Annotated in this window: 11 protein-coding genes; 3 read left to right on the top strand and 8 right to left on the bottom strand. The window is 43.6% G+C overall.

All coding sequences use genetic code 11. The features are described 5' to 3' along the window. Nucleotides 1-255: 255 nt before the first annotated feature. From WHS63_RS07920 to WHS63_RS07935, 4 genes are all read right to left on the bottom strand, one after another. Nucleotides 256-1,515 (bottom strand): amidohydrolase family protein, encoded by a 1,260-nt coding sequence (locus WHS63_RS07920; protein ID WP_445204635.1) that lies wholly within the window; start codon nucleotides 1,513-1,515, stop codon nucleotides 256-258. 25 nt (nucleotides 1,516-1,540) lie between these two features. Next, entirely contained in the window at nucleotides 1,541-4,099 is a 2,559-nt protein-coding gene (xdh, locus tag WHS63_RS07925; RefSeq protein WP_445204636.1) for a selenium-dependent xanthine dehydrogenase, read from the bottom strand. 107 nt (nucleotides 4,100-4,206) lie between these two features. Further along, the gene (gene thrC, locus WHS63_RS07930; protein ID WP_445204637.1) at nucleotides 4,207-5,442 is read right to left on the bottom strand and encodes a threonine synthase; all 1,236 of its coding nucleotides are present in this window, start codon (nucleotides 5,440-5,442) and stop codon (nucleotides 4,207-4,209) included. Between the two features lie 11 nt (nucleotides 5,443-5,453). Continuing rightward, nucleotides 5,454-6,932 (bottom strand): pyridoxal-phosphate dependent enzyme, encoded by a 1,479-nt coding sequence (locus WHS63_RS07935; RefSeq protein WP_445204638.1) that lies wholly within the window; start codon nucleotides 6,930-6,932, stop codon nucleotides 5,454-5,456. Between the two features lie 188 nt (nucleotides 6,933-7,120). Here WHS63_RS07935 and WHS63_RS07940 point away from each other — a divergent pair, with 188 nt between their 5' ends. Beyond that, the gene (locus tag WHS63_RS07940; protein ID WP_445204639.1) at nucleotides 7,121-7,582 is read left to right on the top strand and encodes an Lrp/AsnC family transcriptional regulator; all 462 of its coding nucleotides are present in this window, start codon (nucleotides 7,121-7,123) and stop codon (nucleotides 7,580-7,582) included. 39 nt (nucleotides 7,583-7,621) lie between these two features. Here WHS63_RS07940 and WHS63_RS07945 read toward each other — a convergent pair whose 3' ends face one another. The 3 genes from WHS63_RS07945 to ygfK form a co-directional block, all read right to left on the bottom strand. Continuing rightward, entirely contained in the window at nucleotides 7,622-8,527 is a 906-nt protein-coding gene (locus WHS63_RS07945; protein ID WP_445204640.1) for a glycosyltransferase, read from the bottom strand. 329 nt (nucleotides 8,528-8,856) lie between these two features. Further along, nucleotides 8,857-9,114, bottom strand: a complete 258-nt coding sequence (locus tag WHS63_RS07950) for a glycosyltransferase (RefSeq protein ID WP_445204641.1) — start codon at nucleotides 9,112-9,114, stop codon at nucleotides 8,857-8,859. Between the two features lie 137 nt (nucleotides 9,115-9,251). Beyond that, nucleotides 9,252-12,485 carry a putative selenate reductase subunit YgfK gene (gene ygfK, locus WHS63_RS07955; RefSeq protein ID WP_445204642.1) on the bottom strand — a complete coding sequence of 1,078 codons (3,234 nt, stop codon included), beginning with the start codon at nucleotides 12,483-12,485 and terminating at the stop codon, nucleotides 9,252-9,254. Between the two features lie 101 nt (nucleotides 12,486-12,586). Between ygfK and WHS63_RS07960 the strand changes: the two genes are divergently transcribed. Both WHS63_RS07960 and WHS63_RS07965 read left to right on the top strand, forming a co-directional pair. Further along, nucleotides 12,587-13,195 carry a nucleotidyltransferase family protein gene (locus WHS63_RS07960; RefSeq protein WP_445204643.1) on the top strand — a complete coding sequence of 203 codons (609 nt, stop codon included), beginning with the start codon at nucleotides 12,587-12,589 and terminating at the stop codon, nucleotides 13,193-13,195. Nucleotides 13,196-13,780: 585 nt separating this feature from the next. Continuing rightward, nucleotides 13,781-14,029, top strand: coding sequence for a hypothetical protein (locus WHS63_RS07965; RefSeq protein WP_445204644.1), 249 nt, complete (start codon nucleotides 13,781-13,783; stop codon nucleotides 14,027-14,029). 186 nt (nucleotides 14,030-14,215) lie between these two features. Here the strand turns inward: WHS63_RS07965 and WHS63_RS07970 are convergent, their stop codons facing one another. Further along, nucleotides 14,216-14,815 carry a hypothetical protein gene (locus tag WHS63_RS07970; RefSeq protein ID WP_445204645.1) on the bottom strand — a complete coding sequence of 200 codons (600 nt, stop codon included), beginning with the start codon at nucleotides 14,813-14,815 and terminating at the stop codon, nucleotides 14,216-14,218. Nucleotides 14,816-15,168 lie beyond the last annotated feature (353 nt).

Raw genomic sequence — 15,168 nt, forward strand, 5'->3', positions numbered from 1 at the left:
ATCAATTCAATCAGCGTGAACTGCGTTCATTTTGTGACAATCAACCATCAACCATCAACTCCATTTGTCATACCAAGAAGAGCGCGGTATTTCTGGCAAGGCCAAGTGGAAAAATGAACAAAGTGATGCCTCTGTGAGTTCAGCATGTCAGAGTGATGTTTAGGCGAAGTCTATCCCAATATTTCAGGACTAGACAACCTTAAACCTTTATCCTTTATCCTTTATCCTTTATCCTTTATCCTTTATCCCTTATCCTTACCCTCTCATTCTTTTCCAAAGCTCTAGCGCTAATTTTTGCGATTCTTTAAGAATGATTTCCTGATCAACGGTGGTTATAGCTCTGCTTTTGACTATGAGTTTTCCATTGGATATAACATGTTCTATATGCGACTGGTTGATACCATAAATAAAGTGTCCAGGAATATTTTCAGCGGTAACGGGGGTGGGGGAATCGTAATCAAGAACCACAAGGTTATTGGGGCCATCGCCGCTGAATCCATTTTGGGCTATGTAGTGGTGAGCGTTTCTTAGTCGTTTGTAAGCTTGCGCAGGGCTCATTGGGTCAAAGTTTTGGCCAACAAAGTAAGCCGATTTCATGCTTTGTAGCATATCGCTGTGCATACCATCGGTGCCCAGCATGATATTTTCACCCAAATTTTTACTGCTGAAATAGCCAACGTTGTTGTTCAGGTTACTATCGGTGTTTTGTGCTACCCAGCAGGGCGATTGACCTATAAGGTTACGTTCCTTTTCGGAAAGGTGCAGGCAATGCACCAGAATCGATTTGTTAGAGTTTAGGAAGTTAAAGTTGCTAAGCCTTTCAACCACAGTTTTACCATAGGTTTCATGGCAATGTTGTTGGTCGTATTTATCTTCGGCTACATGGATATGAACACCCGAATTATGCTTCTGCGTTAGCTCTGCTGCTGCCTGCAAGGTCTTATCGCTTAGGGTGAACGATGCGTGTAGGCCAACCAGTCCCTGATAGTTTTTCAGGTAGCTATCGGTTTCCTCAAGTCCTTGTTGGGCAATTTCATCACCATCCCTATCGCTAATCTCGTAGCAGAGTAGGTGCGATAGGCCAACCCTTTCAAATGCTTTGGCAAGTGTCTCAAGTGAACCTTTTACCGCATAAGGGGAGGCATGGTGGTCAATAACAAATGTAGCCCCAGCCTTTGCACAAGCCATAGCGGTAACCAAGCCGCTATACTCTACCATTTCGGTGGTAAGGCATTTATCGAGTGTCCACCAAATATATTTAAGGATTTCGTAAAAATTTTCAGGTGATTTTTTGGGTGCACCCATTCCTCGGGCTAATGCTGAGTATGCATGGTGATGGCCAACAATAAACGAATGCGTAACCAACTTTCCGGAACAGTTGATGGTTTCAGTGGCATTGCCCCTGTATGTTTTGGGTGGATGGAATTCAATATTACCTTTGGTAACCAGTATATCGCAATTCTTGATTTCCAGCGTTTGATAGTCGATATAGGTGGCATCGGAAAGTAAAATCATTGGGTAAGAATTTGGTGGTTAAACATTATTCTGACTTGTTCCGCATCATGGGTAGGCGTGTCCGCTTTACACCGTCAAAAGCCCATAGCGCATTGGCTATGGCTGCAGCAGTTGGCACCATGCCTATTTCGCCAATACCCTTTGCACCGAACGGGCCGATTGGGTCGGGCTCTTCAATTCCAATAACTTCAATTTCGGGCATTTGGTTGGCGCGGATAATCCCAATGTCCTTAAACTTAAAGCTAACGGGAAATCCATTCTCCATGGGTAAATCCTCGGTTAGTGCATATCCCATTCCCATATGCACAGCCCCCTCAATTTGACCCTCGAAAAGCATCTGATTCATGATTTTGCCCGCATCGTGGGCAGCAATTATTTTGGATAGCTTGCCCTGTTCGTTTAGAATGGCAACCTGTGTTGCATAGCCATAGGCGAAGTGTATTACTGGTTTATCGGTTTTTGCGCCGGGCTTGCATGTCCAATCGCAAACAAATTTACCACGGTAAACCCGGCCTACCAGTTTTTCGAGTTTGGCCGTCTTTAAATCTTCTCTCAGTGGACGCGCAGCGTTGATAAGGGCGTTGGCTACCAGGGCTGTAGCCCTTGACGAAGTGGTCATACCAGTTGGAATCTCCGCATCGGTATCAACTATCACCTCTATACAGCTTGGTTCAATACCAGTTTCATGGTGAAGCGTTTGAATGGCCATGGTGTGAACACCTTGACCCATTTCCGTCCATCCGTGGTGAATTTCAACCCTGGTTGGGCTAACAACCTTGATTATAACCTCGCTATCGTCAACCATTCCGTTACCGACACCGGTATTCTTTAGGCCGCAGGCTATGCCTGCATACTTGGCCGACTTAAATTGTTCCTTAACTGCAATAAGGGTTTTCTTTAGTCCAACCCCATGTAGTTCCTGACCGGTTGCAGTTTTGGCGCCTTCCTCAAGGGCGTTATCGTAGCGAATTTGCCAGCGGTCAAAACCACCCTGACGGCAAAGGTCGTCGATACAGCTTTCAATGGCAAAGGTAACCTGTGGAACACCAAAGCCACGCATGGCTCCACATGGGATATTGTTTGTATAAACGGTTTTAGCCGAAATATCTACAGCGGGAACGGTGTAGCCACCCGTGGCATGTCCAACCACACGCTCCATCACCTTAGTCCCTACCGATGCATGTGCTCCTGTATCGCCTATGGCCTCAAGTTTAAGAGCAGTAAACATCCCCTCGGAGTTGCAGGCAAGGCTCATTTTCATCCAAACCGGATGCCTCTTGGGGTGCATTCTTATGCTTTCATCGCGGGTAAGGTGAACCTTTACGGGCATTTGGGTGATATAGCTCATTAGGGCTGCATGGCCCTGAACAGTTAAGTCCTCTTTACCACCGAACCCACCACCGTTTTGAACCTGAACCACATTAACCTTACTTTCGGGTAGGTTTAGGATTTTTGCTATTTGCTTTCGGTCAACGTAAATGCCCTGCCCCTGGCTGAATACCTTTATGCCATCGCCATTGGGTAAGGCAAGAGCAGCTTCTGTTTCCAGAAATGCATGTTCAATACGCTGGGTTTCGTAGATATCGGACGAAACGTAAGCTGCTTCAGCAAAAGCCTTATCAACTTCACCAAACCGAATTGTGCATGTTTCCAACACATTTGACCGATCGGGATGAACCTGGGGCGAATCGGGTTTTATGGCCTGATGGATATCGGTAACAGGCTCTAATACCTCGTATTCAACCTCGATTAATGAAGCGGCATGCCTGGCTATATCCTCCGATGTTGCCACCACTCCGGCTATAACATCACCGATGTAACGTGTAACCTCGCCCAGGGCAACCATTACAGGCCAATCCTGAAAAATCAGCCCAATGTAGCGTTCCCCCGGAATATCCGTAGCGGTTATTACCTTTACTACACCCTGGACCGCCAAGGCTTTTGAAGTATCAATTTTAAAAACCTTTGCTCGTGGATGGTCGGAAAACTTTAAGGCTCCGTATAGCATCCCATCAACAAACATATCGTCAACAAAAGGCCTTTGGCCTAGGGCTGTTTCCTTGGCTTGATATTTTGGATAGCGGTCCCCAATCCTGGCTCCTGTATTATTCTTTGGCAAAGCTTGGCCGTTTAGCTCGGCAAAGGCATGCTGAATGGCATTAATTATTTTGACATAGCCTGTGCACCTGCAAAGATTTGGCGCGATAGCCCTGATGATGTCGCTGCGTGTTGCATTTGGGTTCGATAGCCATAACCCTCTGGCACGCATTATCATACCGGGCGAGCAGAATCCGCACTGAACTGCTCCCTTGGTGGCAAAGTGGTGGGCTAGTATTTCGCGGAAATTATTTGGCAGCCCCTCCAGGGTGTAAATGATAGCCTCACTTAGGTCGGACATTTTTATGCGGCAAGCCATTTTAATGCTTCCGTTTACCTCTACCGAGCATGCACCGCAAACCCCTTGACCTGAGCAACCATCCTTAGCTGCGGTTAGGTGCAAGTCGTTCCGCAAATACTCGAGTAACGAACGATTTATATCGCCGTTATACTCTACCGATTTACCGTTTAAGTTGAATCGTATCATAGCATTTACAAAGGTAAAATGTTTTGGAATAGGGTAGAAGTCGCAAAACAGATTTCAGGATTCTATACACAAAACGCCATTAACCTATACCTCAAGGATTTAAAATTCTAAAATTTAATCCACTCGTTTTTCCTCAACGAATCAATGGTAGGGTCAATGGCATTTGGAATATTAATAACCGATGAAACGGCTTTGAGATCCTTTAAACCGCTACCGGTAAGCAACACAACAACCCTTTGCTTTGTAAGCAATTTTTGATTCTTTTGGTAGCAAAGCATTCCAGCAAAGGCTGTTGAAGCTGCAGGTTCAGCAAAAATTCCAGTGTTACGCGCAAGAATCTTTGAAGCATTTACAATATCATCATCGGTTACTGAGAGCCATTCACCCTTGTATTGGAGCAGGTAGTCTTGAGCCATAAAGAAATTTCGTGGAATATCTACAGAGATTGAGTCGGCAAGGGTATTGCTGGGTTTTATGGTAAAATCGGGTTTTCCAATATTTTCGATTAGATTTGAGCTGCCGGCTGCCTGAACTGCAACAATGGTGGGCATACGATCTATCAACCCTATTTTGAGCAAATCTTCGTATCCCTTGTAAACCCCCGAAATAATTACACCATCGCCAACGGGAACAAAGATATAATCGGGTATAGCCCTGCTGAGCTGTTTAAACAGCTCGAACGAAACGGTCTTTTTTCCCTCAATGGTTAGCGGGTTAAAGGCTGTGTTTCGGTTATACCAGCCAAACTCTTTGGTTGCCTCCATGCTAAGGTCAAAAGCCATATCGTAGGTGCCGTTTACCGGAACAATTGTGGCTCCGTACATCACAATTTGGGTGAGCTTAGCATGTGGTGCGCTTTTGGGTACCATAATAATGGCTTTTTGCTCCTGCGAAGCACATATGCCGGCAAGGGAAGAGCCCGCATTTCCGGTTGATGCAGCAACTATTGTGCTAATGCCATTTTCCTTGGCATAGGCCGATACCACAGCCGATGCCCTATCCTTAAACGAAAAGGTTGGGTTTTGCGAATCATCCTTCAGGTATAGCTCAAAGGTAAGCGTTTCACCATCAATTCTATCAAACCTGTACAATGGTGTTTCGCCAACCCTTAGCTTGGGTAACGATTCCTTTTTTAGCAGCGGGATTAGATCCCAAAAATGTTTTGTTATTACCTCTTCCTTATGTTTACTCAGGATTTCATAGTCGTATATTGCTTTTAGCACTCCCTTTGGTGGGTTTACGGTATCGTTATTCCTGCTGCAATCCGGGCAAAGGTAAAGCTCAGGCGATGGCGCAAAGGTTTTGCCACAGCCCGAGCAGGTAAGTATGAACTTTCCGTTCATAGAAAATTAATTTATAGCGATTTAAGCAGACCAACCCGATCGTTAAATTCATCAATAAGTTCGTCCCACCGTTTAACCTGGCTAAAAAGTTTAGGCCAAAGCTCCCTGTCGTTCCAGAGCCTGTTCAAATCGTCAATTTCTTTGCCCTGTTGTTCAACCCAGGTAAAGTATTTCAGGTTATGAATAGCCTTGCGGTCGTGGTATGTTAACTCCCTCATCCAGTCGGTAGTAGCACCTAGGATACATCTCTCAAAATCCTTTATGGCCTGGGTTTGGCTATAGCTACCGCGTTCCTCCCTTAGCTCCTCTAACCTCGATCCATACATATCGGCCGAATCCGTTGCTATGGTGAATATCACATCCTCTGAAGTCATCTCAAAGAATTTGGCTGTTTTAATAGCCGAGAGCATATTGCTAATGCCCGATATACCCAAAAGTTTCAGGTTATTGGCAATTTCTGCAGACACTCCCGATTCTACAAGGTATTTTACACCTTCTGGTTCATTGAAGAGCCTGAAAATTCGCATGCAATCCTCATCGTCGATAGCGGTTATAACATCGGTGTTCTTAACATTATGAATCCAGGGTACATGCTTATCGCCAATTCCCTCGATGCGGTGGCCACCAAAGCCATTCATCAGAATGGTAGGACACTGTTTTGCCTCTGAGGCTACCACCTTGATGTGTGGCGCTATGGTTCGCAGGTAGTCGCCTGCGGCAATGGTTCCTGCGGAGCCGGTTGCCGAAACGTACGCGGCAAGATTTGACTTTCCGCCCAGCTCGTTAAATACCTCCTCAATGGCTTTCCCTGTGATATTGTAGTGCCATGCGGCATTGCCAAACTCATCGAACTGGTTAAAAATAACGTAATCAGGTTTTGTTCTACGAATTTCCCAGCACTTATCATATATCTCCTTAACGTTCGACTCGCAACCAGGGGTTGCAATAACCTCAGATCCCACATAGTCGCGCAGCCAGGTAAAGCGTTCACGGCTCATCTCCTCGGGTAGTATTGCCACCGACTCAGTACCCATTAACTTAGAATCGAATGCTCCACCCCTGCAGTAATTGCCGGTTGATGGCCACACCGCTTTTTGGGTTGTTGGGTCAAAGCCACCAGTAATAATGCGGGGTGCAAGGCATCCGTATGCGGCACCAACCTTATGCGCACCTGTTGGAAACCATTTACCAAGCAGTAGTACAATTCGGGCATTTACCCCGGTTAGTTCCTTGGGTAGCTCAATGTAATTAACCTTGCCGAATAATCCTCCTTTTTCCTTTGGCTCGTTCTTCCATGTGATTCGGAAAAGGTTTACTGGGTTTATCTCCCATAACCCAACATCTTTTAGCTTCACTTTGATTTTATCGGGAATTTGATCTGGATTCTGCTGCTGGTGAAAGGTGGGTAGAATAATACCCTTTTCGCGAAAACGCTTTACGGCATTCTCTAGTGCCTTGGGGTTTGTAACTTTATCAATAATTTCAATCATAGCCTTTAAAATTTTCAATAAAAGTAATAACTCTGTCTTAAATTTCTAGGTATTTCTTAAAATATAGAAAATAATGTTAGATATATTGTTTTTTATAGAAATATATTATATTTGCAAAAGATAATACTATCTAATAAGAAAAATAGTATTGCAATTTACTGATTTTTTAACCTAAAACTTAACTAAATATGAGAAATATTGACGAAATAGACCGCAAACTTCTGAACATTTTGCAGGACAATAGCCGTGTTACCATTCGCGAGCTTTCTGAAAGGCTACACCTTTCAACAACACCCATCCATGAGCGAATTAAAAAGTTGGAAAAGAATGGTTACATTAAGCGGTATATCACGCTGCTCGACCCTAAGGCATTAGGAAAAAAACTTACGGTTTTCATCTCGGTATCGCTTTCGAGTCACACCAAGGAGGTGGTTGATGCCTTTGAGCATGAAGTTAAAAGGCTACCCGAGGTTATGGAGTGTTACTACGTTTCCGGCAACTGGGATTTCTTGCTAAAAGTGCAGTGTAACGACATGGAGGACTACCATAACTTTGTGATACACAAATTTTCAGTGATAAAGAATATTACTCAGTTTTACAGTTCATTTGTTATGTCCGAATCGAAACAAACCTACAAGTATGAGTTGTAGCTGGTCTTTATAATTTGAATTATTTTTACATACTGATATTTAAGAGTTTAACTGTTTGCTGTTAGGCAAACCTCCTGATTTTAGGGTGCTTGAGTAAACCTCAATTATTCTATTGGTTGTTTTATTTATTCCAAAGTCGTTTTCAATTCGTTGTGCAAGCACAGGCGCTTGGGAACGGTAACTATCCCTTTTCTCGTAATAATTTTTAAGTTGGTTAAATATTTTCTCCTGAGTAGGTGGTAATCCTGTTACATTTACAAAGTTATTCAGGGCATATTGTTCATAATTGCTCAAGGTAACTATTTCCCCCATTCGTTTATAGTTGACTGAAATCAGATTAGCTCCTCGAGCCAGTCCCTCAATGGCTGTTCTACCCACACCAAAAAGTAATTCAGGGAAGAAACCAATATTTTCTAAATTTTTCACAAAGCCTCTATACTGAATTGCCTCTTCGTTCAGCTTGCTATTTGCCTCATAGATTAATAACTTTAGTTTCTCAACCTCCTTGCCATCGCCCATAAGCAATAACCTTACATTTGGATAATCCGTTTTAAGCTTTGCAACTGCCAAAATCAAATTTTTAATAACCTCAAAGTGCCTTTCATCAATACGGCTGAAGTATCCAATAGTGTAAGGTTCAAGATCTGGAAGCTTTTGTGGAATTGGAATTCCGTTGGGTATAACTACCGATTTATGCTTTATAGTCCCATAGTGGCGCGAGATGGTTAAAACCTGGTTGCTAACAAAAATTATCCTTGAAGTGAACCTACGGGCAATTGCCGATCGCAAATCGTGCCTAACGCGGCCGTGAACGGTAGCCACCACTGGGACTCTTAGTATAAATCCCGCTATGCATGCCGAAATTATTGGAAGTCGTTGGTGTGCATGTATCACATCAATCTTATACCGTAATAGCAGGTAAGCTATTATTGGCTTAATGGACATTTTTCAGGCTGATATAGTGTTTAACTCCAATAAATATCGAGCTTTGGAGGATTTGAAAACCTTAAATGAAAAATTTGCTTTTATTCAAAGGGTCAAACTGAAAACATAAAGAAAAGTTTTATATGAGTTTTATAAGGCATCTGCTCGTGGAATAGTCAATAAAAATAGACTGAAACTCGTCAGCCTTAATGACCATCCTAGTCGATCAGGATATTCCTGACAGGTTGCTATTCGGCAGAGCCTATTTCTGCTTACCTGACATACAAAATTATTAATACTACTTGCTTATCTCAAAAAACATTAAAAATAAAAAGCCTGAAAAATGTCCATTAGAACAGATTATCTAAAAAATAGCCTGAATTTTGTCCATTACGCCCTATTATTACAACCTGCGTGAGTATCAAATTTCTGACAAACGAAGGTAATTGTATAAATTTTACTCGTTTATCTAACAGCTCATTTTGTCGCCCCTTTCGGGAAAGCAGAATAACCTGATGGTTGCTTGCTGCAAGTTCGTTACATAGCTCACGCACGTGGTTCTCTGCTCCACCAAAATCGAAACGTGTAACAAGCTGTAGAATACGCATTTATGGTAATTTCTGAAAATTTATTTTTTTTTGAATCTTCTCTAAACCCTTTGGAAATTAGTCCAGTTTAAAGGGGGTCAATACAAAGGGGGCCAATACAAAACACTAAACACTAAACACTAAACACCAAACCCTAATCAAACCCCCATTAACCTCTTTGCCCCTTGCAGTATTACGCTCATCTCTACCGCATGCTGGAATTGAATTTGCCTTACGCAAGGCGTTAATGCCTTAGCTTCAACCAGCTTAAAGCCATTTTTACTAAAACGGGCGTAAACGTGGTCGGTTTCGTAAATGTATTCATCACGGTTTTCCGATAGGGTCTTAATGCCCCCTTTTTGCTTGAAGATTAGTACATTTCTATCCTTCAGAACGCTAAGCATGTAACCATCCTCGCTCTCCTTGAACGATTTTGTGGTTAGATGAAACTTAGGCTTATCCTGGTAGGGTGCGCCCTCGGTTGGGCAGAACGTAGAGCAGTTCCCGCATTCGTTACAGAAGTTTGCAATATTCAGAATCTGAACGGTTTGTTTTACCTCAAATAGATGGTCGGGTTGAACCTCCTGTGATCCATCGGAACCAACCAGCACTTTGTCGAGCTGGTAACGAACGGGTTCAATGGTATACGCAAAGTTAGCCAGGTTGGGGCAAACCGTTGTGCATATGCTGCAAATCTCGTCGCAGTGTAGGCAGCGTGCGCTTTCCTCTTTTATGGTCGTTTCGTCCGGAGTTTCAGTCACCAGCTCAAAGGTTTTGCTCTTTTCAGCAGTAAGTTCTTTATGCACATAACCATACTTGCGGGTGGTACGCAGCAGCATAAGCTCCCTGTAATTGTGTTTCTTTTCAGGGACACCAGTACTAATTCCCGTAAAACCGCATTGGCTGATAATCTCCTGGGCTGCCTTACGACCATCGCCAATGGCATTTATGGCCGTTGATGCGCCACGTAGCGCATCGCCACCAATGTAAACGTTACCCATTAACGTTTTATAGTTGCGGGTATCGGCCTTTAGCAGCTCATTTGGAACAAAATCGATATCAAGGGCTTGCCCAATGGCGGGAATTACCACATCGCACTCAACCTCAAATTCCGAACCATCAACTTTTACAGGCTTTGGTCTACCCTTGCTATCGTAACCATCTAGCTTCATTAAGCTACATTTCAATGCTTTAACCCTGCCGTTTTGGGTGATTATTTTTTCAGGGGCGGCAAGCTCCACTACCTCAACTCCCTCGGCAATTACCGCTTTAATTTCACCCTCATCGGCAGGCATTTCGTTTACTGTTCGGCGGTAAACTATGGTTACCTTTCCGTTGTCGCCCACAAGCCTATGCGCTGTTCGGGCTGCATCCATGGCGGTGTTCCCACCGCCAATTATAGCTATACGTTTGCCAATCTGCTTTATGTTACCGCTTTTTACACCCATCAGGAAGGTTAGGGGGTCAATAACACCATCGGCATCAATACCTTCAATATCAAGCATAGCCGATTTCTGCGCACCAGCCGATATGTAAACGTAATCGTACTTGTTTTTAAGGTCGGTAAACTCGCTGCGGATTACCGGGTGGCTGTAATGGATGTTTACCCCAAGTTGGGTAATCCTTTCAATATCCCTATCAATGGCCTGGTCGGTTAAGCGGAAGCCTGGTATGGCATAGCGAACCATTCCTCCGGCCTTGGTCTTGCTTTCAAAAACATCAACCTTAAAGCCATTAATGGCCAGGTAAAATGCACACGACAAGCCCGATGGACCAGCGCCAATTATGGCAACCCTTTTACCATTTGGTTGAGCAGGACTTGGCTTGATATCAGCATTCTCAGCAACGTAGCGTTTCACGTCGCGTATTTGCAAAGGGTTGTCGTAGTTAATACGGGTACACTTGTTCTGGCAAAGGTGGTCGCACACCATTCCGGTTGTGTTCGGAAATGGGTTGGTGCGGAGTATCACCTCAAGCGCTTTGGGGTAATTGCCAGTGGCAGCAAAGTGAAGGTATGTGGGTATTTCCTGATTGGTAGCACAGGTATTCACGCATGGGGCTGCAATACAGTCGAAGTAGTCGAGTTTACGCTTGGTTTTGATGGATGGCTCACGGAAATGCGTATTGCGGTAACGTTCATCCTCTACCACCTCCTGTGCGTAAGTGTTTAGGTTTTTGAGAGCCACATCGGCTGCTGGCCAGTCAATTTTTCCGTTAAAATCGATTTTGAGATTATCGATATACTGCTTTAATCGCCCATAACCGCCGGGTTTAAGCAGGTCGGACGATACGGTTACCGTTCTAAAACCGCAGCTCATAACCTTTGATACGTTAAAAGCATCCACTCCAGCCGAAAACGATAGAAGCAATTGGCCTTTGAAATCGTTCTGCAGCTTGCGGGCAAGGTTTATGGAAATGGGGTGTAATGCCCGGCCGCTCATGTACATCATATCCACCTCGCTTGGGAAAACATGCTTGTTGTTAACACTTTCCAGCGTATTGGTTAGCTTGACTCCAAAGGTAAGGTTAAGGGTTTTTGCTTCGGCGGAAAGGGCTTCAATCAGCTTTAGGGCATCGGGATATTTAAGGTCGTGCTCAAAGGCAATATCGGGAACGTTGGTTTTGAACCTGAGCTTGTTGTTCAGAATCTCTCTGAGCTCTGAACTTCCCAAAAGGGTAGGGTTGAGCTTAACCAGCGTATGCAATCTCCGTTCAGTTAGCAGGTAGCGGGCTATATCCTCAATCTCATTGGCCGGACACCCGTGCATGGTGGAAAGCGTAATATTATCCGAAAGCTTAGCAGGTATATCGATGTTTCCAATGGCTGGGTATATGGCTTTTAGCTCCTGAACCATCTGGTTCAGCTCATCGGTGGCATTACCCATTTTATTCAGGAACCACTGAACGTTGGGCTTTTTAATACCCTCAAGGTTATAGCCTACGCTCATGTTGAAAACCATGTTGGGCTTACTGCCCAGCTGCAGCTTATGGTTCAGGATGTGAATGATTACCCATGCCTTTAGGTATTCCATGAAGCTCTCCTCAACCCTCAGCTCCTGCGACCACTCGCAGTTGTACCCCTCATCCTGCATGTCGATGCAGGGTTTTGCAATCTCAAGCTCATCGAGGGTTTGAATGGTTTTCAGCTCAAGGTACCGGGCTCCCATGAGCCAGGCAACTACAATGTTGTGAGCAAGTTGAGTATGTGGCCCTGCGGCAACACCTATTGGTGTATCAATGGTTTGCCCAAAAATGGTTGTGGGAAGTTTACCTTGATTCGGGTTAAAGAACAGCTCGCTGGGGTATCCAAAAACGGTTCCATGGGTATCAAGTTCTTTCAGAATGATTTCCAGCAACTGTTTGGCCGGTATGGGTGAAAACTTATCGCTCATTTATCCTGATATTTCCCACAAATCTATAAAATATGGCTAAGCATATTAACTTTGTATAGCATTTTATTGCTATTTGGCAAAGAATATTACTATACAAGCGAATGAAAGAAAATTTTTCCGCCATTATTCTGGCAGCCGGTTCCTCGGGGCGAATGGGGCAGCCTAAGGCTTTGCTCCCCTTTGACCCACAACGATGCTTTGCCCGCAAGCTTGCCGATGAGTTCCTTTCCTTTGGCTGCCAAAGGGTGGTAATGATAACCAATGCCGAGGTAGCCGCACAGGCAGCTTCAGCAGCCTATAAGCTAAACGGTATTGAAATAGTGATTAACCCAAACCCAGAACTGGGGCGTTTTTACTCGTTTTACCTTGCGTTACAGGCAATAGGCAACCAGTATGTTTTCATGACCAATGCCGATAACCCCTTTGTAGGTTCCGATATTCTGGGGGTGCTATGGCAGCATGCTACGCAAGCCGACTATGTTTACCCGGTTTACGAGGGTAGGGGTGGCCATCCCTTACTAATTTCACCGCGAATTGTGAGAGCAGCAAGAGCCGAGACCAACCCGGATATCAACCTAAAAGAATATCTAAACCGATTTAGCAAAGCTTGCATACCCGTTCCCAATGATCAAATCCTTATCAACATCAACACCCCCGAAGAGTATACCAGGCTTATTGCCGATGGGAAATTGCCAGGCAACGAAATTTGAGATGATAAGTGTGAAACCTTTGTGGGTTTAAATGGTTGGGTTTATGAAAGGTGTGGGAGTGGTAACGGTGGCGGTATGAAAAGTTGCCGATTGCGGGCGATTTCCTGTCAAGTTACACAAAAGTTGAAGCGGGCTACAACCCCTGAATAACCGACTGTCTCGGCAATTTTTTATACCGCGTGTTGTACGGCGTTGGTGTGTCCTGCGATGAATCAGGGCACTTTCAAATATACAAAACTTTCTGCAAGTCAGGGAGTACGTTCTTTGAAATTGATTCATCATAACTTTAGATGAGATGAGAGACTGAATTCAACTTTGTGAGCAACTTGCGGAGGTCGAGCGAACCGACTGGCTGAGGTTGCTACGGAGAGAGTTCAGGTTGGCCTCTCGGATACGCTTTACTGGAAGCGTTTCCAATCCGCCCAGCGGTGCTTCCCTTTCAAGGGGTAGGTGCTGAACGGCTTGGGTTAAAAGGCAGAAAGCCAGCAATGGCGAAAATCTGTCAGGAGCGAGCAAAGGAGTTGAACGAAAGTAAACCGACCGATGACGTGTCGAAAATAACCTTTACGAGATTGAAAACCGTGTGTGGGACGGTCACACGGGATAAGGGCAGAGATTACCAGTCTATCGGCTGCCTCGGTCTCCGGCATTAAGGCGGCAAGAACTATGCTCATTGGCTCATCTAAGGAACAGGAGAACCTACCCGCCGATGTTAAGAGAGAATGCCGAATATCCGCCAACTGGCGGACAAGGCAGAGAGTATCGAAGCGGTGGAGTAGGGGCGGATTAACCCGTAGTAGCGACTTGTGCCAACTAAAGGCTCTGGAAACTTAGCCACAGCGAAGGGGTTAACGGACTCAAGGCAATTATGCCAACCTCGTTCATTCGAGGGATGAGCTTGTTTCAGCCTGTCAACCTGAAATGGTTGCGCGAGTTCGAGGAGCCGTATGACGGGAGACTGTCACGTACGGTTCTGTGAGAGGCTTGGGGGTGAGATTCCCCCTTGCCTACTCGACTTTATTAATCAAATCGTTGTTCAAATTTATTCAAAATTATAACTCCTTGTTCATAAATATGTTTATCAATAAAATCTTCAAATTTATTGAATGTATCTTTTATTTTTTGAATATCTGATAGGGTCAGGTTTCCTTTTAAGTCTTTCACTAACAATTTAAAAATTAAAAATCCCGTATAATTTTTAACATAGCTTTCAAGTATGATTGAATTTTCAGGACGTGAATCTTTTAATAATGATTTATCTGCAAAATCTATGAATAAGTCACAATTGTCAGCTGAAGTAATCATGGAATACATAGAAAAAATTAGACACCGTCTTATTGCATATCTGTATTCCTCTTGTGAATCTTCATAATTAGTAATCGAATTGTCGAACAACAATCTAATCAACAATGTAGAGTCTATTTTGCTATCTGGATAACCATTTAATAAGGTTGAAAATAAGTCTGATATACTATCAGAGTATTCCTTATGAATCGGGTTTGGCTCATATATTCTCATAGTTTTTGATATAAACTCTTTTGAATCAGTCAGCAAGTTATCAGACTGTGCATTCAATCCAGTTGCAATCAAAATCGTTAATATCGTCAAAACTATTCTCATAATTGTCTGTGGAGTTGTCTTTTTACAATGCCGTACAACTCATTTATAACCGCACCAAAAGTAATTATATACATCTATTTTGGGTGTAAAACCGTACTTTTTGTAAGGCTTATTTAAACAAAAATAAAATATTTTCACAAATCATCAAACTGACTTTTAACTTTTTCAGTCCATTTTCCTAGCAAAAGAATTTGTTCGTTGATAGTGAGTTTAATATAACGCAGATTATGGTGATTTATTGGATTTACAAAGTTTGGGTTTAACCAAACACTAAACTGGTTTGACCCCCTATAAAACTAGACTAAAAGTACAAACTAAAATTGTACTTTTATGCTGATGGTAAAACAAATTCA

The organism is Tenuifilum sp. (assembly GCF_037481895.1).
Classification (GTDB): domain Bacteria; phylum Bacteroidota; class Bacteroidia; order Bacteroidales; family Tenuifilaceae; genus Tenuifilum; species Tenuifilum osseticum.

What these genes read in the sequence shown, in the direction of transcription:
- WHS63_RS07920 (WP_445204635.1), bottom strand. Translation starts at nt 1,515, where the DNA reads ATGATTTTACTTTCCGATGCCACCTATATCGACTATCAAACGCTGGAA.
- xdh (WP_445204636.1), bottom strand. Translation starts at nt 4,099, where the DNA reads ATGATACGATTCAACTTAAACGGTAAATCGGTAGAGTATAACGGCGAT.
- thrC (WP_445204637.1), bottom strand. Translation starts at nt 5,442, where the DNA reads ATGAACGGAAAGTTCATACTTACCTGCTCGGGCTGTGGCAAAACCTTT.
- WHS63_RS07935 (WP_445204638.1), bottom strand. Translation starts at nt 6,932, where the DNA reads ATGATTGAAATTATTGATAAAGTTACAAACCCCAAGGCACTAGAGAAT.
- WHS63_RS07940 (WP_445204639.1), top strand. Translation starts at nt 7,121, where the DNA reads ATGAGAAATATTGACGAAATAGACCGCAAACTTCTGAACATTTTGCAG.
- WHS63_RS07945 (WP_445204640.1), bottom strand. Translation starts at nt 8,527, where the DNA reads ATGTCCATTAAGCCAATAATAGCTTACCTGCTATTACGGTATAAGATT.
- WHS63_RS07950 (WP_445204641.1), bottom strand. Translation starts at nt 9,114, where the DNA reads ATGCGTATTCTACAGCTTGTTACACGTTTCGATTTTGGTGGAGCAGAG.
- ygfK (WP_445204642.1), bottom strand. Translation starts at nt 12,485, where the DNA reads ATGAGCGATAAGTTTTCACCCATACCGGCCAAACAGTTGCTGGAAATC.
- WHS63_RS07960 (WP_445204643.1), top strand. Translation starts at nt 12,587, where the DNA reads ATGAAAGAAAATTTTTCCGCCATTATTCTGGCAGCCGGTTCCTCGGGG.
- WHS63_RS07970 (WP_445204645.1), bottom strand. Translation starts at nt 14,815, where the DNA reads ATGAGAATAGTTTTGACGATATTAACGATTTTGATTGCAACTGGATTG.